The sequence below is a fragment of the Clostridium sp. Marseille-P299 genome (genome assembly GCF_900078195.1).
Taxonomy (GTDB): domain Bacteria; phylum Bacillota; class Clostridia; order Lachnospirales; family Lachnospiraceae; genus Lachnoclostridium.
In genome coordinates, this window is sequence record NZ_FJVE01000007.1 from 211740 (window position 1) to 234788 (window position 23049).

A 23049-nucleotide genomic window follows, 5' to 3' on the forward strand; every position below is an offset into this window, starting at 1 on the left:
TCTATCACTTCCAAATGTTCCCCTTTAAAGAGTTAATATGATTAACACATCCTTAGTTCATAAAATTAAAATTAAATTTATTTACTTTTTGGAGAATTAAAAAATTGCACCTTTTATTATAATTTACACACCCTCTGAATCAAATTCTGGTATAAAGCTTTCACTAGCCGTATCCCCTTCTTGTATAAATCCATTTTCTACACCTAATTCAATTGCATAATCAACAACTTCGTCATATTCAGAATCAGTTATTCTTCGATTAATTTCAGGAAAATTCTTAACTGAGTCTAGTGGTGTATATTGATTCATTATACTAATATAAATAGAATCCCCATAAGTTTCATATAGGTATTTTATAATACGTTTGGAATCATCTACATTGCCTGGTAAAACAAGGTGTCTTACAATCATTCCTTTTTTTAATAAATTATCTTCAAAAACTGGCTTACCTACTTGTTTATACATTTCATTAATAGCAGCAGTTGCTACGGAAAAGTAATCAGATGCATTGGAATATCTCTTTGCTAGTTTTGAGTCATAATATTTTAAATCAGGGAGATAAATATCTACATAGCCATCTAGCATTTGAATCGTTTCTACCTGCTCATAACTTCCAGTATTGTACACAATTGGAAGGGCTAATCCTTGATTTTTTGCAAGTTTAATTCCTTCAATAATTTGAGGAACATATTGTGTTGGAGAAACTAAATTAATATTATGTGCACCCTTATCCTGTAATTCTAAAAATATTTCAGCCAAGCGAGAGATTGTAATTTCTTTACCTGCTGTTGCATGTGCAATTGAATAGTTTTGACAAAATACACAACGTAGTGGACATCCAGAAAAGAATACAGTTCCGGATCCATTCTCACCTGTAATACATGGCTCTTCCCACATATGTAAGGCAGCTCTTGCTAATTTTAAAGTGGAGTTTACTCCGCAGTAACCTTTTTTGCCAATCTCACGATTAACGTTACAATTACGTTTACAAAGATGACAAGGTGTGTCTATCGGATTGGTTATTGATTGATTATATTGCATAAAAGACCTCATTAAATTTCATAAATTAAAGATTTTTTCTTATAAGTTAATTAGATTTCCTCTTATTATAGATGCTTGACTTCACTTTGTAAACTTCATACTTTAATACTATGAATTATATAAAATTTTTTCATAATTTATCTATCTTAAAAGGATAATAGATAATAATAAAGATATGTGTTATAATAGTACAAATTTATTTCATGGACGGTTTGGAGGTTTTTATGAGAGACGGATTCCTTAAGGTAGCAGCAGCAACTCCAGATATTAAAGTGGCTGATTGTGAATTTAATAAAGAGCAGATAATTAATTGTATAAAAAAAGCGGAAAACGAAGATGTAAAGGTATTAGTTTTTCCAGAGCTATGTCTAACTGGTTATACTTGCGGTGATTTATTTTTACAAGAGACTTTGTTAAGAGCAGCAAAAAATGCTCTTATTGAAATAGCTGAATATACAGCGAATATGGATGCTATTATATTTATTGGATTACCATTACAAAACAATGGAAAACTTTACAATGTTGCGGCAGCTGTACAAAATGGTAAAGTACTTGGTTTTATTCCAAAGTGTCATATTCCTAATTATTCAGAATTTTATGAGGCGAGACATTTTACCAGTGGGAACAAAGAAGTTTCTTATATATTATTCCAAGGAGAGAAGGTTCCTTTTGGTAGTAGATTATTGTTCCAATGTAAGCAATTAGAAGAAATTATTATTGCAGCAGAGATATGCGAAGATTTGTGGGTTCCTCAGCCACCAAGTGGTGACCATGCAATTGCGGGAGCGACTCTAATCGTCAATCTTTCGGCAAGTGATGAGACAACGGGGAAGGATATATATCGTAGAGACTTAGTTAGGAACCAATCTGCAAGGTTAATTTGTGGATATATGTATGCCAGTGCTGGAGAAGGGGAATCAACCACTGATTTAGTATTTTCTGGACACAATATAATTGCAGAGAATGGTACAATGCTGGTTGAATCAGAGAGATTTAAAAATGAAATGGTTACAACTGAAATTGACTTTTTTAAATTAGTGAATGAAAGACGTAGAATGACAACATTTCTCATGAACAATACTGGTTATGAGGTTATATATTTTTCTTATCCATCCATGAAGTGTGGAGTGGACAATAAAAAACTTCCGATTACCAACTTAACAAGATTTGTTGATAAATCGCCATTTGTACCAAGTATAAGAGAAGATAGAAATAAACGTTGCAGTGAAATTTTAAATCTTCAAGCAATGGGATTAAAGAAACGTTTGATGCATACTGGATTTAAACAAGTTGTCATTGGTATTTCTGGTGGACTTGATTCAACCCTTGCACTATTGGTGGCAAGTAAAGCATTTTCTATGTTAAATCTTGATAAAAAAGGGATTATTGCAGTAACCATGCCATGTTTTGGGACAACTGACCGTACTTATCAAAATGCAGTAACTTTAATCGAAGAAATAGGTGCAACCTTTAAAGAAGTTAGAATTAATGAAGCTGTACTACTTCATTTTAAAAATATAGGGCATGATGAAAATGTACATGACTTAACCTTTGAAAATGCTCAAGCGAGAGAAAGAACACAAGTATTAATGGACATTGCTGGACAAAATAATGCAATTGTAGTAGGTACTGGCGATATGTCAGAATTGGCTCTTGGATGGGCAACCTATAATGGCGATCATATGTCTATGTATGGAGTAAATGCTTCCGTACCTAAAACATTAGTACGTTATCTTGTTTCATATTTTGCAGACGAATTAGAAAATCAAAAATTAAAAGAAGTTCTTTATGATGTTTTAGATACACCAGTGAGTCCTGAATTATTACCACCAAAAGAGGGTGAAATCTCACAAAAAACCGAAGATATTGTAGGACCTTATGAATTACATGATTTTTTCCTTTATTATGTAATGCGCTTTGGATTTATGCCAAGTAAAATATATCGTCTTGCAGTGTATGCCTTTCATGGTGAGTATGATGAGGAGACCATATTAAAGTGGTTAAAAACATTTTATCGAAGATTTTTTACACAACAATTTAAACGTTCTTGCTTACCAGACGGTCCAAAAGTCGGTTCGGTAGCAGTCTCTCCAAGAGGGGATTTAAGAATGCCAAGTGATGCATCTATGAATTTATGGATGAATGACTTAGATGAAATTGAAATTGGAAAATAAGATAAAAGAGCAGGCTTAAGGTCTGTTCTTTTTTTTGTTTTACGAAAGATTTCATTTTTAAAATCTATAAATCATGAAGTATAAATGTTAAAATTTAATTATGAATCTGAAATTTAATAAAAAAATTAAATATATTATCGAAAATAATTGCTCTTACTATAATTAGATAAGTAAGTTAATAAAAAATCAGTGAAGTGTGCTGTCTTAGAGAATAAAATCACTTAAATATTACAAAAACATTAATATAATCTCATAAAAGTTACAAATTTTATGTAGAATTTATTGTAATAAAAGTTAAAATCTACTATAATTAATCTTGGATTTTCGAGACATAAGCATTACAAAGATAGTGCAAAATGTACTTTCTAGAAGTTCTTTAATGTCAATGAATGATATTTCGGCATTCGAATAAGAAGGTGGGGATAATATGCAAATTGCTATATGCGATGATGAAAAGATAATTAGGGATATTGTGAAAGAAAAATGTGATGAATATTTCAAAGGTCGAGATATCTCGTACAATATTATTATGTTTCGAAATGGTATTGAATTAGTGAATTACAAAGGGAATATAGATATTATATTTCTGGATGTTGAGATGCCACAAGTAGATGGGTTATTAGCTGCTCAATATTTAAGAGATAAGAATGTTGAGATACCAATAATTTTTCTTACAAGCCATGCAGAATTGATGCACAAGGCATTTAAAGTGAAAGCATTTCGATATTTACTAAAGCCAATTAATCGAACAGATTTTGTAGAAGCTCTTGCGAATGCGATTCAAGAAGTAATGGCCGAAAAAATTATTGTAAAGTATAAGGAAACAAGTAGTGTTATTAATGTCAAAGATATTTTTTACATAGAATCATTGGGTGATAATACAGCAATACATGCTAAAAATCAGTATTTTATAAGCAATGAACCATTAAAAAATTGGATAGAAGTTCTTGGAGACCAAGTGTTTTTTCAAACCCATAAATCGTATTTAGTGAATTTACATTATGTAAAGAAAATTGAAAAAGGCATGGTTTATTTGTCATACGAATATAGCGTTCCAGTATCTGTTAGAAACACGAAAAAGATTAAGGAAAAGATGGTGGAGTATATTCGCATTAATGCGAAGTAGGGGGGAAGCTGTGGTAGCAATTCAGAATATTTTAATATTTTTAGTTGAAATAATTAAGTTAAGTATGGTGATGGTAGGACTCTTTGATTATAAACTTAAAAATAAAATGAAATATATGATATTATTCTCCGTAATAATATTACTGTTATCATCTTTTTTAGCTGTAAATCTTGGATTGAATAAAAACATTAGCGCTGGAGTTATTATATGTTTTATTATAATAGTTATTATTAATTCAATTACTGGCCATAGAAAAGTTTTAATGACATTTATAGCATATTTCGGTATTTCTCTTATTGATATAATAATATCAGGCTGTATACAATTTCTATTAAGAATAGATTCAGTTGAGTTATATAAAAGTATACCTAATTTATTAGTAGACACAATTAGTATAGGATTTATTCTACTTCTCATATTAATAAAGAAAAAAATAGCCATTAATATTTCGGAGTCATTTTTATTATTGAAAAAACGATATCTTTATATTGTTTTTTTGGGGATAATAGGATGTGGTTTATACGTTGCACCAATCCAGATTTTTGGTTTAATAAATAAAAGCTCAATAGGTAATTCTTTAATTATATTTGCCATATATGCTAGTGGAATAGTTTTTATTATGATTTGTGTAGGAATGGTTATAATGAACGATTCAAATATTCATTATAAAAATATAAATGAAATGAATCAAAGATTATTAAAACAGCAAAAATTATATTATCAGACAATAATAGAAAAAGAACAGTATACAAAAAGATTTAGACATGATATTAATAATCACATATATTGTTTGCAACATTTATGTGAACAAAAAAAATATGATGAGTTAACAGAATATCTATATGATATGCAAAAGCATACAGCTGAATTAAATTTAGATATACAAACAGGAAATGATATTGTAAATATTATTGTTAACGATCTTTATTCAAAAAATAAAGCAGATAACATAATAATAAAATGGACAGGTCTATTACCAGAGATACTTAAAATATCATCTATGGATTTATGTACTATTTTTTCAAATCTTATTTCAAATGCCATCGAAGCTGTTAGAATCCTTGATATAAATGATAAGAAAGTAATTGATGTTCAGATAAGAAGAATGAATGCTAATATTGTTATCCAAATAAGTAATCCAGTAAAGGAACAGGTAAATATATTAAATAATCGATTAACAACAACTAAAAAGAATAAAGATCAACATGGGTTAGGAAGTTTAAATGTTGAAAGATGTGTTCAAAAATACCAAGGACAATTGCAGTACAGATGTATTGATAATATCTTTACTGCTAACATAGTTTTTCTCAATATTGTACCTTAGAAAAATGCAAGCTCTATAAAGTTAAAAATAGGTAGATGAAATTAATTTTAATATTAATTTCATCTACCTATTTTTTGTTTAATGAAAGATAAAAATCAAAGTTATATATATATATTTATTTAACGTTCATCGGCAAAAACTCAACGTTTAACGCTGATTTATTGAATGAAATCTGAGCATATGTTAAATAATACCTAAGATAATTAATTAGAACTTACGTAAGGAAATAAAAATAAAAATAAAAGGAGAAGAAAGTATGTTTTTATCATCATATTTATTTATTGCTCTTTATAAGCTTTTAGCAGGTATTAATTCATAATGAGGTTTAATCTTTTAAGATTTTCTAAATTGCTCAGTGTTTGCTGTTAAAAGTGAAATTAAAAAATTATATGTAAAAATGTAGGCATGTAGGCAGATTAAAGTGTGTTTCAAAATTCTAGGCTTTTTTATATTATGGATTAGAATGGCACATGTATTAAACAAAAGAGAAAGATGAGAAAGTAATAAGGATTAGTATGAAACAATGGAGTATATAGTATTAAATGATACGTTCATCGTAAATAACTAAACGTTTGTCGTTTTATTATTGAAAGTATTAAAATTAAATGCTAAAAAATAGATAGAAGTTATGTTTTTGATGCTTTTTTGTTTCAGAAAATAATGAACCTAATCATATTTATAATGGGTAAATAATTAATGATTTATATTTATTAATTAAAATATTTGAAAACGGGAGTAATTCAAATATCAAAAATAAGTTTCATGAGTTAAAAATTCATGAAAGAACAAATGAAAAATATAGGACAGGCAATAGGTGATTATGCAAGAAAATAGCTTATAGTTGGATGTAATATAAGGAGGGATTATATGCATGAAAAGAGTTGCATTATAACATATAGTGATAATGCAGTTTGTGCAAGAATTGATGATCTTGGGAAAATGCAAGATGCCCTAAATGATGTCAATTCTTATCTCTTAGTAAATAAGCTACAACCGATTGTTTCTCCATATATTATAAAAACAGAAGTCGATGGAAAATCATGTTTCGAAATATATGTTGATGTTAGTGATGAGGCACTCACTTAACGGTATTTTATCCACATGATTCTACATAAATTTGAGGGGTAGGGACGTAGTAAACTTCTTGGAATAAGGGCCAAGATTTATGTTTATATGATCCCGGAGTATTTTATATAAAAATAGGCTGTTGGAATTAAAATATTATATTTTAATTGCAACAGCCTATTTTGGTTGTAATGGTAGTTTACGAAATGAAAAATTGCGCAAAATCAGCGATATATAATGCTTATATGTATTAATTTTCTTCTTTTACGGTAGCTTTTTCTAAGGTTTGTTTGACTGCATCAATTAATAGTGTTTGCGTATATTTACGCTCTTCTGAAACAGAGATGGAATCAATATCAATATCATTGCATAATTGGTCTTCAATGTCATTGATTGCAGGCTCAACAAGTGGATACATCGTAGTAACAGATTCATCTAAATTGACGATTCTAACTGAATTAATATGATCTTTATCTACGACGATCTCTAGATTAAGAGTAGTATCATTCAAATTTATAACGGAAGTATATATACCTGCTGTGTATTTTGAATTACTTGCCACTGAATCTGAATCATCTTTACCAGAGGTAAACAGTGAGACCAATAGTATGATTAATATAATGCCAAGTATTACAAAGATAGCACCATAGATCATTTGCTTTAGTTTTATGACAATAATCTTTTTTTGCGACATCTCTTCATCCTCCAAATTATGCTTTATACAATGTATTAAAATTGAAATCAAATTATGACATTAAAATACCGTATACATATAGAAAATTTGCAACAAACCCTATCACATAGTAAACAAAGCTTGTTTATGATATAATGAAAGCGGAATGAGCCATCTGCAAGCTCGCTTGTAGAAGGCGATTGGAGCAACAAGACCATGAACTGTTTCTGTTCATGGTATAATGAAAGCGGAATGAGCCATCTGCAAGCTCGCTTGTAGAAGGCGATTGGAGCAACAAGACCATGAACTGTTTCTGTTCATGGTATAATATAAATAACATTATTGATTAATTTAGGTAGAAAGTGAGGATAATCGATGTCACTTCAATTTATATTAGGTGGTTCGGGATCAGGAAAATCACATTATATATATGAAAAAATAATAAAGGAATCGATCGAGTGTCCAAAAACTAATTATTTAGTGATTGTACCAGAACAATTCACCTTACAAACTCAAAAGGACCTAGTAAGCATGCATCCCAACAAAGGAATCATGAATATCGATGTTTTAAGCTTTCTAAGATTAGCTTATCGTGTGTTTGAGGAGCTTGGTGGAAATCAACGTATTGTGTTAGAAGACACTGGTAAGAGTATGATTGTTAAAAAAGTTGTTATGGAGAAGAAGAACGACTTAGTACTCTATGGTGCAAACATAAAGAAGCAAGGATTCATCGATGAAATGAAATCCGTTCTTTCCGAGTTATTTCAGTATAGCATCGGAATGGACGAGCTAGAGCAAATGTATGAAATATCAGAAAAAAAGCCAATGTTACGGAATAAATTAAAGGATATTATTACAATATACCAAGGCTTTAAGGATTTTCTAGAAGATAAATATATTACAACAGAGGAAATCTTGGATGTGCTCTGTGAAGTCATTGACCAATCGAAAAAACTATCGGATATGGTAATTTGTTTTGATGGATTTACTGGGTTTACGCCGTCACAGTACAAGCTATTAAGTAAGCTTTTAAAACAAGCGAAGAAAATATATATCACAGTTACCATGGATGAAAGAGAGCGAAATAAAAGGCAGGAAGAGCACGAACTTTTCTATCTATCAGGGAAAACCATTGAGAAAATATCAAAAATAGCAAGTGAAGATCGTGTTGATATAGAAGATCCAATTGTAATGGAATTACTAGAGGAAAACGAATTTATTCCATATCGATTTTTAACTAGTGAAGCACTTCGCGCACTGGAGCATAATATTTTCAGGTATCCATATCGACCATATGAAAAAGAACAAGAGGATATTACAATTACGGCAGCAAAAGATGCAAGAAGCGAAGTAATTCATACTATTTTAAATATACAGAAATTATTGCATGAGGATTCCTATCGATACCGTGATATTGCAGTGGTTACTGGAGATATCGAAAACTATGGGGATTTATTAAAAAGGGAATTTGAACTGGCCAATATCCCTTGTTTTATCGATGATAAAAAAGATATATTAACGAATCCAATCGTGGAATTTATACGTGCTGCACTGGAAGTAATTGAACAAAACTTCACCTATGAAAGTGTGTTTCGATATTTAAAATGTGGTCTCGTTCGATGGAAGGATGAAGACATTGATAAGTTAGAAAACTACGTAATAGCACTTGGTATTCGTGGAAAAAGTAAATGGGCAAGTGAGTGGGTTAGAGTATATCGTACACAGTATGAAGTTTCAATTGATGAGATCAATGAACTAAGAGAACGGTTTTATCATGAAATTGAACCATTTCTTACTGTATTTCAAGATGGAAATAAAACGGTTAAGGATTATGTAACAGGGATTTATAATTTATTATTGCAATTTGAAGTAGAAGAACAGCTAGAAGAAATGGCAGCAAACTTTCGTGAAAAGAATTCTGGAGCATTTCTTCAAAAGGCAAAAGAATATGATCAAGTATATCGTATTGTAATAGAAATCTTTGACCGAATTGTGGAACTTCTAGGTGAAGAACAGCTTAGTGTAAAAGAATTTAAAGATATTTTAGAAACTGGATTTAAAGAAGCCAAAGTTGGTTTAATACCACCTGGAGTGGATCAAATTGTTGTTGGTGATATTGAACGTACAAGATTAAAAGATATTAAAGCTCTATTCTTTATTGGAGTAAACGATGGAATTGTGCCAAAAGCAAATCCTGGCGGCGGAATCTTAAGTGACGCGGATCGACAGTTATTTTCGGATCATGAAATTGAACTTTCACCAACCAAGCGTCAAAATGCGTTTACTACAGAGTTCTATATTTATTTAAACTTAACGAAACCTCAGAATAAATTGTTTTTATCGTATGCTAAAATAGGGAATGATGGAAAGGCATTAAGAGCTTCTTATCTAATCGGAAAGATTAAGAAGTTATTTCCAAAGATCAAAACGCTGGAGTTTGACTTAGTACCTTACGAGGAGAGAACGGTAACAGATGCACTTTCAACGGATCGAGGACTTTCCTATTTAATTGAAGGCTTAAGAAATTATAACAATGCAAAATCAGTTGATTTATTTCATGAGTTATTAAGAGTATATATGTCTGGTGAAATACCATTTCCAGTGGATAAGCAATTAATATTTGATGGATTATTTTATTGTAATACTGAGACTGGATTAGCTAAAAAAGTTGCTAAGAAATTATATGGGGAACTTTTGCTAGGAAGTGTTACAAGAATGGAACGATTCGCAGCTTGTGCCTTCGCTCACTTTTTACAATATGGTATTTTATTAGAAGAACGACAAGAATATCAAATTATGGTGCCAGACATCGGAAATATCTTTCATGAGGCACTGGAGTTATTTTCAAAGAAATTAAAGGAAAGCGAATATACTTGGCATACACTTCCTGACGAGGTAAGAATTAAACTAGGAAATGAGAGTGTAATAGAAGCAACTACGGATTTTGGAAATGGAATTCTTACAAATTCCAAAAGAAATGAGTATATTATAAATCGTGTAGAACGAGTATTACAAAGAACCGTTAAAACATTAAGTGAGCAATTAAAAGTCGGATTATTTGAACCAGCGGTATTTGAGCAAGGCTTTTCTTATGCCGACCGTTTTCTATCATTACGAGGAAGAATCGATAGAATTGATGTCTATGAAGAAGGGGATGTCACCTATATTAAGGTTATTGATTATAAATCAGGTTCTACTTCCTTTGATTTGCAAAGCCTTTATTATGGACTTCAGATGCAATTAAGTGTTTACTTATCCGCAGCTTTGCAGATGATGAAAGAGAAAAATCCAGATAAGGTAGTTATCCCAGCGGGAGTATTTTATTATAATTTGGATGACCCAATTGTTGAAAAATCAGATCATGTAGAAGATGACATTAACAAGAAGTTATCAATGAATGGACTTGCAAATGCCTCCGAAGATGTGATTTCTTATATGGACCAAAACTTTCATACGGAAGAAGGTAAACTAGCACCGTCACAAAAATCTAGAGTTATACCAGTGGAAACGAACAAAACGGGTGAATTAACAAAGCGTTCTAGTGTTGCTAGTATTGAAGAATTTGAGAAACTTCTTAATTATGTTGATCGTTTGATGCACTATTTTAGCAAACAGATCATGGAGGGAAAAACAAACCCACAGCCTTATAAATTAAAGAAAAAAAGTGCCTGTGATTATTGTCCATATTCCTCCGTTTGTGGTTTTGACTGCCGCATGGAGGGCTATGATTATCGCAGATTAAAGGAAATGACCAACGAAGAAATATGGCTAGAGTTAAAAGAAAGGAATGATTCTAATGGCAACAATGACTTGGACGACGGACCAACAAAAGGTAATTGATTTACGAAATCGAAACATTTTAGTTTCAGCGGCAGCTGGCTCTGGTAAAACAGCCGTCTTAGTCGAGAGAATCATTACAATGATAACAAAGGAAGATTCAAAGACAAATATTGATAATCTTCTAATTGTAACCTTTACTAAGGCTGCAGCAGGTGAAATGAGGGAGCGTATTGGCGCTGCAATAGAGAAAAAAGTAATGGAACAGCCTGAAAATACTCATTTGCAAAAGCAATTAACCTTAATTCATACCGCACAGATAACAACAATTGATAGTTTCTGCCTTTATGTAATACGAAATTATTTTCACATGATAGATTTAGATCCATCGTTTCGAATCGCGGACGATGCAGAGCTTACCTTATTAAAGTCAGACGTGATTGGCGAATTACTAGAGGAGCAATATGAACAAGGCTCAGAGGAGTTTTTAGCGTTTGTTGAAAGTTATGCTAGTGTAAAATCAGATTCTGTGTTAGAAGATTTTATTTTACAATTATATGAGTTTTCCATGAGTTACCCATGGCCAGAAGAATGGCTTACCTCCATGGGGAAGAATTTTGATATTCAGGATTTGGGCGAACTGCAAGAAACACCTTGGATGAAAAAAGTTATGGAATATATAGAAACCGTGCTTATGGATGCGAGAGAACTTAATGAATTAGCACTAAGTGTTTGTAGAGAAGCAGACGGGCCTATGGCTTATATGGATGCACTTTTATCCGACCAAGACTTATTAGATAACTTACGTGGGTTAAAAAGCTATGAGGAGTATTCAGAAAGTCTTGAGGATATTAAATATGCAAGGCTTTCAACAAAGAAGCAAGAAGGGGTTTCGGAAGAGAAAAAGGAACTTGTAAAAGCGCTTCGAGCCAAGATGAAAGACATTATTACAGGACTTAATAAAGATTTCTTCTTCCAATCCTGTGATGAAATGTTAGCGGATATGCAAGCAGTAAAAGTGCCTGTCAATAAGTTAATTGAGCTAACTCTTGATTTTAAAGAACGTTTCACGAAAAAGAAACAAGAGAAAAATCTTCTTGATTTTCATGACTTAGAACATTATGCGCTAAAAATTTTAGTGGATAAAAAAGATGGAGAACTTATTCCGTCACAAGCTGCAATTGATCTTAGTGAGCAGTTTGATGAAATCATGATTGATGAATATCAGGATAGTAACTTAGTTCAAGAAACTATTTTAAATAGCATTTCAAGAGAGCGAATCGGTGAACCTAATGTATTTATGGTTGGCGATGTAAAACAAAGTATCTACAAATTCCGTTTGGCTAGACCAGAACTTTTTATGGAAAAGTATGAGACTTATGAAACGACAGATAGTAAGTATCAGAGAATTGATTTGCATAAGAACTTTAGAAGTAGAGACATTGTACTTGATAGTGTCAATGAAATATGTAAAAAGATTATGACGAAACGCCTAGGTGGAATAGAATATGATGCGGATGCTGCTTTATATCCTGGGGCTAATTATATTAATCCAGAAGCTTCTGGTGAACTCTCTAATACGGAAGAGTCTATAACAACGGAAGATTATTTAACAACTGAAGAAACCTTTGAAACGGAATTACTTGTATTTGACTCAGAAAATGCAGAGCTAGATTCTGAAGATGAAGATGGTGATAGCTCAAATGAGGAAGGTCAAATGGAAGGCGGCCAAATCGAAGGCAGCATACAAGAAGTTTTTGGCGCCAGGGAATTAGAAGCAAGAGCCATAGCATCAAGAATTAAAGAATTGGTAGATGTCGATAAAGGATTATTAATTAATGATAAAGGAAGTCTTAGACGAGCTAGGTATAGCGACATTGTTATTTTACTTCGTACCATGGCTGGTTGGTCAGAAGTGTTTACAGATACCTTAATGCTTGAAGGAATTCCTGCTTATTCGGATATTCAATCGGGCTACTTTCAAACACTTGAAGTAAAAACAATTTTAAATATGCTTCGAATACTTGATAATCCAAGACAAGACATACCCTTTGCAGCTATTTTATATTCAAAAATTGTTGGAATTAATAGCGAAGGCCTTGCAAAACTGCGAGTAGAAAACTATGGAAAAGAAATCGATGCTAAAAAAATGCCTCTTTATGAGCTTGCACGACTTTATGCAGAAGTTGGCAGTGATGAACTTATAAAAGAAAAAATTCAGAAATTTTTTATGATATATGATGAATTGCGAGGAATGGTATCCTATACCTCCATCCATCAATTATTATTAGAGATCTATAAAATGACTGGGTATGATACTTTCGTATTATCCATGCCATCTGGTGAGAAAAGAAAAGCTAATTTAGATATGCTTGTGCAAAGGGCAATCGCTTTTGAAGCAAGTAGCTATCATGGGCTATTTCAGTTTATTCGTTATATCGAACGATTATTAAAGTATGAAATAGATTATGGAGAGGCTTTGGATAGTGGCGCTAATGATGATACGGTACGCATCATGAGTATTCACAAGAGTAAAGGACTTGAATTTCCAATTGTAATTCTTGCAGGCATGGGAAAACAATTTAACAATTCGGATACAAGAGCTAAAATAGTATTACATGCGGATTATGGAATTGGTCCAGAGTGCATTGATTATAAGTTAAGAACGAAGTCACCAACTCTTCTTAAAAGAGCGATTCAAAGAACTTCGATTCTTGATAATTTAGGAGAAGAATTACGTATTTTATATGTTGCTTTAACTAGGGCAAAAGAGAAGTTAATTATGGTGGGCACAGTAAAGGGAAGTGAAAAGACGGAGCAAAAATGGCGCCAAGAAGCTATGCTATCAACGGAGGTCTTACCATTTAGCACCTTAGCCTCTGCTAGAACATATTTTGATTTTGTTGGACCTGTGGTTATGAATGAAGAAAAGATTCGTTACCGTGTCCTTAATAATAATGACTTAATGCAAATAGAAGAAAAAAAGCAACGGGATAATGAAGAATTAAAGCAAACACTCGATTCCTTTGACGTTACTAAGATCCAAAATGAAGAAATCTATGATGCTTTAAAAAACGAGCTTAATTTTAAGTACCAATTTGAGCGTGAAGCTAGTTTACCGATTAAAACAACTGTCTCTGAACTTAAAAAGCTAAGTATGGAAGAAGAGGAGGCAGTCTTGGCAGAATATGTTGTTGAAAATAGTGTGAAAAATACGATAGTGCCAAAGTTTTTAAAGCAAGAGGAAGTTGTAGTAGGAGCAGTACGAGGAACGCTTTATCATAGAGTGCTTGAATCCATATCCTTTGAAAAGATAAATACAAAAGAAGATGTTATTAAAGAGATAGAAAACTTGGTAACAAAGAAAATTATAAGTGAAGTGGAATATCAGCAAATTGATAAAACGATGCTGGCAAAGTTTTTTGCAACAGATATTGGAATTCGTATGTGCAATGCGGCAAGAGAGGGCAAATTGGTGAAAGAGCAGCAATTTGTACTTGGCATCCCTTCTTCTGAGATGTATGATGATTTGGATGGTGAAGAAATCATTTTAATTCAAGGTATTATTGATGCTTATTTTGAGGAAGATGGAGAATATGTATTAATTGACTACAAAACTGATTATGTGCCAAAAGTTAATGGAGAAGATATTTTAATTAAGAAATATCAAAAGCAACTAGAGTATTATATGAGAGCCTTACAACAAATTACTGGGAAACAAGTCAAAGAGCAAATAATTTTTTCATTTACACTTTTAAAAGAAATAAGAATATAGTAAAATAAGTAAATATAAATCTAGTAAATATATTTCTTACGGCAGATTTTGGTTTAATTATAAAAATATTCGTCTACACTTTATAAAAAGTAAGAAAGGCAAAGTGTAGGATATGGCAAAGAAGAAAAAAGAAATTGATATCACAAAAATTAAACCAGAGGAAATGATGAAATATGAAATTGCAAAAGAGCTTGGCTTATTTGATAAGGTATTAAAAGAAGGGTGGGGCGCCCTTTCCGCAAAAGAAACAGGACGAATTGGTGGTATGATTACTAGAAAAAGAAAAGCAATTGCAAAACAGCAAAGTGATTCAGGTGAGCAAAGCAGTTAGGGGATACCTATATTTATTTGGGAGTTAGAAAGAAAGGCAGGGTTCCTTATGCGAAAGAAAATGTTATTTATTTATAATCCAAATGCTGGTAGGGGAAAGATACGAAGTAAATTATCAAGTATAATAGAGATACTGTCTAAGATTGATAATGAAATCGTCGTGTTTGCTACACAAAAAAAGACAGATGCTAAAAGAATTGTAAAAGATTATGCTAGTCGAGGTAATTGTGATGTTATTCTATGCTCTGGTGGTGATGGCACCTTAAATGAGGTGGTTAGTGGTTTAATGGAATGCGAAAAATCATTGCCAGTTGGATATATTCCATCTGGAACTACCAATGACTTTGGATATAGCTTAAAGATTCCGAAAGACATGATTAGTGCTGCTAAGATGCTTGTTAATGGAACAACATTACTCTGTGATGTTGGTTCTATTAACAATATGTTCTTTACATATACGGCTGCATTTGGATTATTTACCGATGTTTCTTATGAAACCTCACAAAATGCGAAAAACGTGTTTGGGCGAGCAGCATATATTTTAAGCGGGATTAGTAAGTTGCATGGAGTAAAATCATATCATATAACCATTACCCTTGATGATAAAGTCATAGAGGATGATTTTATCTATGGTATGATTGCAAATTCAGATTCAGTAGGAGGATTTAAAGGTATTACTGGTAAGGATGTATTATTAAATGATGGATTGTTTGAAATGCTTCTAATCCGTATGCCGCATAATCTAATTGAATTAACAACGATTGTAAATGAATTATTGCGTGGCGATTCGGACAGCGATTATATATATTATGAACGAGTATCAGCTGCTGAAATTGTTGCAGATGAAGAAATTCCATGGACATTGGATGGGGAATTTGGTGGAAATATGAAAGAAGCAAGTGTAGTGATTCATAAAGAAGCAATTCCATATATATGTCAAGTGGAAAGCGAGAAGTCGATTGAGTTAAAAGAGTAAATAAAAAAATAAATAAAAAAAATAAATAAAAAGAGACACTTGCTGTTTGAATGGCTCCCTAATAGTAGACAGGTTAAATAATAAAACTGTTTGCTATAGGAGGAGCATATCAGTTACTCAACAAGTGTTTTTTTATCCCCAGCTTTTTGATATATAAAGAGAAATAAAATAGAAGACTGCTCATTTTCTATTTTATAGTTAAAGTGAAAAGTTAATTGAAAATAATATATATATATATGTACCTATTGACTTTATTTTTTATTATAATAAGATGGGAATAAATAGAATTAACATACGAGAGAGGATTATATTATGAATGGGATAGGTGCTATAATAATTGGTATGTTTTTACTATATTGGGTAATTAGATTTGCTGTAAGAGATGGTATTATAGATGCTTACAAAGAAACAAAAAGAAAATGACGTTAATTTATGACTAGCTCAATTAATAACTAGCTTGATTAACGTCATTTCAAATATTACATATAGAGTATTCTTATCTTTGATAATCATATTCTGATAAAAAACTTATTTTATCAATTCCTAAAAAGTTTTTAACTGCAACGCAGATTCCGCCAATTAAAATGGAATTATCTTTTAACAAGGAGTTTACAATAGGTACTTTATCATTCATTTTGCTACGAAGAGAATCATAAATTAGTTTCGTAAATTCAGGAAACTCCATTGTAAAAGCACTATTAATTATAACTACTTCTGGGTTATAGGAATTTAATAAGTTATTGATGCAAACTGCCATATATTTTACAAAGTTTTGTCCTACTTGTAATGCCGCAGGGGATTTTAAACGATAGTCCTTTGCAAATGTTTGAAAATTTACAGAAGCTTGATTCGTAGCAAGCGCATATTCCTTTAACAAGGAACGTTCAGAGGTATATTGTTCCAAACATCCTTTATTTCCACAAGGACATTCACGTCCATCAATTTCTACTATGGTATGTCCAAATTCTCCTGCATATCCGCTGAATCCAGTATATAATTTATGATCAATAATAAGTCCTAAACCAACACCTGAATGAATGCTTATGTTAGCAATATTAGAATACTGATTGGAGAGATAAGAGAGTTCTCCAAGGGCAGATAAGTTCGCTTCATTATCAAGATATACTGGTACACTAAAATAAGAGGAGAGCTTTTCCTCTAAATCCATTTTGGATAAATCATAATAAGGAGTGAATATAACTTTATTATGATTGGTTACCCCATGAATTCCAAGTGTGATACCAATCAATCCATATGGCATATCTGCTTGTTCATTTTCAATGGACTCGATAAGTTTTATTAAAGTATCCACTAATTCAGTATCTTTCGGTGTTTGCAATTGCTTAAAACTTTTATTGTCTCCTTGTAAATCAGTTGCAAGTGCAGATAACATATCTAAACCAATATCTATACTAATTGCATAACCGGCTTTTTTATTAAAACTTAACAAAATAGGTTTTCTACCAAGTAAGGTATCATCGCTACCTATTTCGATAACTAATTTTGCGTTTATTAAGTCGCTAACAATTGCAGAAATGGTTGCCTTTGTAAGACCTAGTTGCTTTGAAATTGCGGCTCTAGAAATGGCATTTGTATTCATAATCGTCTCCAGGACGAGTTTGCTATTCATATCACGTATAAGTTCTTTACTTCCGATAACCATAATTATCCCCTTTCTACTATCCCTATTATATAAAAAATCTCATGTATGTCAATGAAATTTGGTACATCATGGCAAAGACTGGAAACGAAAGTCAACGAGAAATCCCATATAAGAAATCTTGACAGGTACTATAACAACTGATATTATTATATCAAATTTATTGTTTATTAACTAAACAAATTCTAATTTATGAGAATAGAAAGTTCACTAAGTGTGAGATCTATTGTATCATCAATAGAATTTAATAGCTAAGATTATATAACAAATGAAAACAAAATATATATTTGGGAGGTAATTATGTTATACATTGGTGTTGATTTGGGGACCTCGTCTATTAAGTTAGTACTTATGAATGAAGAGGGGAAGATTGAGAACATAGTTTCAAGGGAATATCCATTATCATTTCCAAAGCCAGGTTGGTCGGAACAAAATCCAGAGGATTGGTATCATGCATTTGTTGAAGGTATGAATGAGCTTTTATTAAATCATGACAAATCTTTAGTAGAAGGTATTAGCTTTGGCGGGCAAATGCATGGACTTGTTATTTTAGATGAGAATGATAATGTAATTCGTCCAGCAATTCTATGGAATGATGGTAGAACTACAAAAGAATGTGATTATTTAAATAATACAATCGGTAGAGAAAAAGTTTCTTCTTACACTGCCAATATGGCATTGACGGGATTTACAGCACCAAAGATTCTATGGGTAAAAGAAAATGAACCAGAGAATTTTAATAAAATAAACAAAATTATGCTTCCTAAAGATTACATAGCCTATATGATTTCTGGCGTTCATTGCACGGATGTTTCCGATGCTTCTGGAATGCTTTTATTCGATGTTAAGAATCGTAGATGGTCACAGGAAATGCTTTCAATTGTTGGGGTAAAGGAAGAGCAGCTAGCAAAAGTTTTTGAAAGTTACGAAGTTGTTGGTACATTAAAAGAAGATATTGCTAAGAAATTAGGGCTTAATAGCAGTGTTAAAGTAATTGCTGGAGCTGGAGATAATGCAGCAGGAGCAGTTGGAACTGGAACATTAGAGCATGGAATGTGTAGTATTTCCATTGGTACTTCAGGCACAGTATTTATCGCTACAGATGAATTTGCAGTAGATGAGCATAATGCAATGCACTCTTTTGATCATGCAAATGGAAAATATCATTTCTTAGGTTGTATGTTATCTGCAGCATCTGCAAACAAATGGTGGATGGATGACATCATTCGTACGAAGGAATATAATAAAGAGCAAGAAAATATTGTGAAATTAGGAGAAAATCGTGTATTCTTTTTACCATATTTAATGGGCGAGAGAACTCCTCACAATAATCCAAATGCTAGAGGTACTTTTATAGGAATGACTATGGATACAACACGTGAAGATATGACCCAGGCTGTATTAGAAGGTGTTACATTTGCGCTTCGTGATGCACTTGAAATCGCTCGCTCTTTCGGTGTTACAATTGAACGTGTTCGCTTAAATGGTGGCGGTGCAAAGAGTAAACTTTGGTGTGAAATGGTAGCTAATATCATGAACGTTAAAGTTGATAAAATCAACAGTGAAGAAGGCCCTGGATTTGGAGCTGCCATATTAGCAGCAGTTGGCTGTGGCAAATTTAATTCTGTAGAAGAAGCTGCAAGTAAATTAATTAAAGTTGTTAGTACCATTGAGCCAAAGGATGATTTGGTGAAAAAGTACGAAGAAAAATATCAAATGTTTAAAACTATTTATCCTGCGTTAAAACCTGTGTATGATGTTATTGCATAAGAAATAATTATTACCCATTGGTTTGAGTAAAAGGATAATTAAAAAGGCTTTTGTAAACGTGTAACGTTGCAAAAGCCTTTTGTTATATTACATAATATCAGTGTTGTATTTTATAACACTGATGTTATGTAATATATGGAACTGGTTTTTAGTGAAAATACGGAATTTTATAATGCTAATTAAGATTATAAATTAATTTATTTTTTCAATTAGCAAACATTGTCTAAAAAAGTCACAAATTATTCATAATTATGTTCTTGCTATTTTTCGCCAACGTGGTTATGATGATAAAGAATAGATTTATATTTATTTAAGATGTACACAATACATCGGACACCCTTAGTTATTTGGTTTATTTTATAGGAGTAAATTTATTGAGAAAGAAATCACATATTTCAGTAGCTAAATTTTTAATCGATAACATGAATGTAAATTCTTTGCATAACCATAAGTTATCTTTTTTACTTGGAAGTATATTACCAGATTGTATGCCGTCATTCTTAACTAGGAAACATACAATTGAGGAAACATTTTATATATTGAAAAAGGAAATTCGAAATTTAACAGAAGAATACGATGCCGAAAAAGGTGAAGGAGTCTATTTCTGCAGGCATTTAGGAATAATTACCCATTATGTTGCAGATTATTTTACCTTACCTCATAACAAGATCTTTAGCGGGTCCCTTAAAGATCATATAAGTTATGAAAAAAAGCTTAAATTTGAGTTAAAATCATATATACATAATGATAATTTAGAGCTTAGCCGCGATAAGAATAGTTCTATGAAAACGGTAGATGATATTTGTGCATTTATTATGAAAATGCATCAAATTTATATAAAAGTAGCAAATGAGATAAAAGAAGATTGCCAATACATCATTGAATTATGCCATTATGTTGTAGATGCGATTTTTCAATTTATTGAATTTCAGAGAGAGAAACATCTTTATGCGGTATTGCAACATTAAATAAGTTAAAATAGTATGTATGGCTGTCATAAAATTGTTATTTGTATGGATTCTTAAGTAAGAATACATAGAAATGATTTTTTGTGATGGCCTTTTTTATTATTTGTAATAATGATTCATTTTCGTAATTTTTATGTTTATAATTTTTTTGCTATGTGGGAATAACATTGAATAGCATTGAAACAATGTATAATATTGAATAATGTATAGCATAGAACTAATGTAAAGCATTGAAACAATGTATAACATTGAAACAATGTATAACATTGAAACAATGTTAGATTATTGCTATAATGTTCTGGGTAATCAATTATGTAGATTGGAGTTAGCAATGAGAGCGTATACAGGTTTTGCAAATGTTTATGATAAATTTATGGACAATGTTCCTTATGATACATGGTCAGAATATTTAATATCCTTACTAAAAGAATATGGAGTAGAGGATGGATTAGTATTAGAACTTGGCTGTGGAACTGGAAGTATCACACGAAGATTAGCAAGTCAAGGTTATGATATGATAGGTATTGATAACTCAGAGGATATGCTAGAGATTGCAAGAGAAAAGGAAATGGACTTTTTGATGGAATCTATGGAGGATATGGATGAGGAAGAACTTGAATCAGAAGTAGATGGCGAGTATGTACCTAGAATACTCTATTTGGAACAAGATATGAGAGAATTTGAGTTATTTGGTACAGTAAGGGCTGTTGTTAGTATTTGTGATAGTATGAATTATATTACCAAAGAAGAGGACTTGATTAAGGTTTTTAAGTTAGTAAATAATTATCTTGATGCAGGTGGTTTATTTATCTTTGATTTAAATACTGTTTATAAATACAAGACAATTTTAGGTGATACAACAATTGCTGAAAATCGTGAAGATTGTAGCTTTATTTGGGAAAACTTTTATCATGAAGATGAAATGATGAACGAATATGATGTTACAATCTATAAAAAAGTGGATGCCGAGGATGACATGGATTCTTCAGGACTTTATGAAAGATTTGAGGAGACTCATTATCAAAAAGCATATGAGCTTGAGACAATTATTTCTTTATTAGAAAAAGCAGGGATGGAATATGTTACAGCTTATGATGCTTGTACGAAAGATGCCCCAAAAGAAGATAGTGAGCGTATCTATGTAATTGCAAGAGAAAAGAAGCAAGAGAATAAATTTTATACTGAAATGTAATCGTATATTAAAGTAACAAAGAATTATAGTGATTCAAAAATGAATCCTAGTACACAAACGTAACAATTGTGTAAGACATAAATAGAATCGTAGTACACAAACGCAATAATCGTGTAAGACATAAATAGAATCGTAGTACACAGATGTAACAATCGTGTAAGACATAAATTGAAAGGTACAGGTATAGATATGGAAGATTATATTATTAGAGCGACTGCAGCAAATAACCAAATAAGAGCATTTGCTTGTACAAGCAGAAATTTAGTTGAATATGCAAGAAGTACACATAATACAAGCCCAGTTGTAACAGCAGCGCTAGGAAGATTATTAACAGCTGGAGCTATGATGGGAAGTATGATGAAAGGCGAAAATGACCTTTTAACATTAAAAATCAATGGAGATGGTCCAGTTCAGGGTTTATTAGTAACAGCAGATTCAAAAGCAAATGTAAAAGGCTATGCTTATCAGCCAGATGTTATGCTTCCACCAAGCCCACTTGGCAAATTGGATGTAGGAAGAGCTGTTGGTAAAGGCTTTCTTACTGTAATAAAGGATATGGGATTAAAAGAGCCATATTCAGGACAAACCGATTTAGTTTCAGGTGAGATAGCAGAGGACATCACGTATTATTATGCAACTTCAGAGCAGGTACCATCCTCAGTAGCCCTTGGAGTATTAATGAATCGTGACAATACTGTAAAAGTAGCAGGTGGTTTTATGATTCAGTTACTTCCATTTGCTGAAGAAGAAGTGATAGAAAAATTAGAAGAAAAAATAAGTAAAGTTACTTCCATCACTTCTATGTTAGATAACTCAATGACGCCTGAAATGATTCTTGAAGAACTTTTAGGAGACTTAGGTCTTGAAATCAAAGATAAAATTCCAACAAAATTTGAATGCAATTGTTCGAAAGAACGAGTGGAAAAAGCAATCATTAGTATTGGTAAAAAGGATCTTCAAGAGATGATTGATGATAATGAGCCAATTGAAGTGAATTGTCATTTTTGTAATAAACACTACATGTTTTCTGTAGATGATTTAAAGAAAATTATTTTAAGAAGCAAACAAGATTAAGATAGCTGAAGGAAATAAAAATTAAATAATGGGGCCGTTGCAAAATAGAATTGTTTCATACAAAACTCTATTTTGCAACGGCCCCATTAATAATGCTATCAATATTAGGTTGTTAATTTTGATA

Annotated in this window: 16 protein-coding genes; 13 read left to right on the forward strand and 3 right to left on the reverse strand. The window is 31.7% G+C overall.

The features are described from left to right. Positions 1 to 123: 123 nt before the first annotated feature. Positions 124 to 1041 carry a radical SAM protein gene (locus tag BN4220_RS09210; RefSeq protein WP_082812247.1) on the reverse strand — a complete coding sequence of 306 codons (918 nt, stop codon included), beginning with the start codon at positions 1039 to 1041 and terminating at the stop codon, positions 124 to 126. Between the two features lie 224 nt (positions 1042 to 1265). Here BN4220_RS09210 and BN4220_RS09215 point away from each other — a divergent pair, with 224 nt between their 5' ends. The 4 genes from BN4220_RS09215 to BN4220_RS09230 all read left to right on the forward strand — a co-directional run bounded on the left by BN4220_RS09215 (position 1266) and on the right by BN4220_RS09230 (position 6751). Further along, complete coding sequence (locus BN4220_RS09215) at positions 1266 to 3215, forward strand: NAD(+) synthase (protein WP_066715618.1); 1950 nt, start codon at positions 1266 to 1268, stop codon at positions 3213 to 3215. A gap of 427 nt (positions 3216 to 3642) precedes the next feature. Then, the gene (locus BN4220_RS09220; RefSeq protein WP_066715619.1) at positions 3643 to 4341 is read left to right on the forward strand and encodes a LytR/AlgR family response regulator transcription factor; all 699 of its coding nucleotides are present in this window, start codon (positions 3643 to 3645) and stop codon (positions 4339 to 4341) included. 10 nt (positions 4342 to 4351) lie between these two features. After that, entirely contained in the window at positions 4352 to 5665 is a 1314-nt protein-coding gene (locus BN4220_RS09225; protein WP_197467917.1) for a sensor histidine kinase, read from the forward strand. 867 nt (positions 5666 to 6532) lie between these two features. Further along, positions 6533 to 6751: a hypothetical protein gene (locus tag BN4220_RS09230; protein ID WP_066715621.1), complete on the forward strand. Its 219-nt coding sequence runs from the start codon at positions 6533 to 6535 to the stop codon at positions 6749 to 6751. Between the two features lie 229 nt (positions 6752 to 6980). Here BN4220_RS09230 and BN4220_RS09235 read toward each other — a convergent pair whose 3' ends face one another. Next, positions 6981 to 7424 (reverse strand): hypothetical protein, encoded by a 444-nt coding sequence (locus tag BN4220_RS09235; protein ID WP_066715622.1) that lies wholly within the window; start codon positions 7422 to 7424, stop codon positions 6981 to 6983. 354 nt (positions 7425 to 7778) lie between these two features. Between BN4220_RS09235 and addB the strand changes: the two genes are divergently transcribed. The 5 genes from addB (at position 7779) to BN4220_RS20480 (ending at position 16684) form a co-directional block, all read left to right on the forward strand. Continuing rightward, positions 7779 to 11243, forward strand: a complete 3465-nt coding sequence (gene addB / locus BN4220_RS09240; protein WP_066715623.1) for a helicase-exonuclease AddAB subunit AddB — start codon at positions 7779 to 7781, stop codon at positions 11241 to 11243. Further along, positions 11191 to 14955 (forward strand): UvrD-helicase domain-containing protein, encoded by a 3765-nt coding sequence (locus BN4220_RS09245; protein WP_242867771.1) that lies wholly within the window; start codon positions 11191 to 11193, stop codon positions 14953 to 14955. Before addB ends, BN4220_RS09245 begins: the two co-directional genes overlap by 53 nt. A 112-nt stretch (positions 14956 to 15067) precedes the next feature. Then, positions 15068 to 15286 carry a small, acid-soluble spore protein, alpha/beta type gene (locus BN4220_RS09250; protein WP_066715625.1) on the forward strand — a complete coding sequence of 73 codons (219 nt, stop codon included), beginning with the start codon at positions 15068 to 15070 and terminating at the stop codon, positions 15284 to 15286. A 48-nt stretch (positions 15287 to 15334) separates the two neighbouring features. Beyond that, on the forward strand, positions 15335 to 16261 hold the full coding sequence (locus tag BN4220_RS09255) for a diacylglycerol/lipid kinase family protein (protein ID WP_066715626.1): 927 nt from the start codon (positions 15335 to 15337) through the stop codon (positions 16259 to 16261). Between the two features lie 312 nt (positions 16262 to 16573). Next, positions 16574 to 16684 carry a DUF6019 family protein gene (locus BN4220_RS20480; RefSeq protein WP_242867772.1) on the forward strand — a complete coding sequence of 37 codons (111 nt, stop codon included), beginning with the start codon at positions 16574 to 16576 and terminating at the stop codon, positions 16682 to 16684. Between the two features lie 73 nt (positions 16685 to 16757). Here BN4220_RS20480 and BN4220_RS09260 read toward each other — a convergent pair whose 3' ends face one another. After that, a complete protein-coding gene (locus BN4220_RS09260; RefSeq protein ID WP_066715627.1) occupies positions 16758 to 17924 on the reverse strand; it encodes an ROK family transcriptional regulator in 1167 nt (388 codons plus the stop codon). Positions 17925 to 18221: 297 nt separating this feature from the next. Here BN4220_RS09260 and xylB point away from each other — a divergent pair, with 297 nt between their 5' ends. The 4 genes from xylB (at position 18222) to hslO (ending at position 22925) form a co-directional block, all read left to right on the forward strand. After that, the gene (xylB, locus tag BN4220_RS09265) at positions 18222 to 19691 is read left to right on the forward strand and encodes a xylulokinase (protein ID WP_066715628.1); all 1470 of its coding nucleotides are present in this window, start codon (positions 18222 to 18224) and stop codon (positions 19689 to 19691) included. Positions 19692 to 20065: 374 nt separating this feature from the next. Next, positions 20066 to 20659 (forward strand): zinc dependent phospholipase C family protein, encoded by a 594-nt coding sequence (locus tag BN4220_RS09270; RefSeq protein ID WP_066715629.1) that lies wholly within the window; start codon positions 20066 to 20068, stop codon positions 20657 to 20659. A 331-nt stretch (positions 20660 to 20990) separates the two neighbouring features. Then, positions 20991 to 21851, forward strand: a complete 861-nt coding sequence (locus BN4220_RS09275) for a class I SAM-dependent DNA methyltransferase (RefSeq protein WP_066720831.1) — start codon at positions 20991 to 20993, stop codon at positions 21849 to 21851. Between the two features lie 189 nt (positions 21852 to 22040). Next, positions 22041 to 22925, forward strand: a complete 885-nt coding sequence (hslO, locus tag BN4220_RS09280; RefSeq protein WP_066715630.1) for an Hsp33 family molecular chaperone HslO — start codon at positions 22041 to 22043, stop codon at positions 22923 to 22925. Positions 22926 to 23049 lie beyond the last annotated feature (124 nt).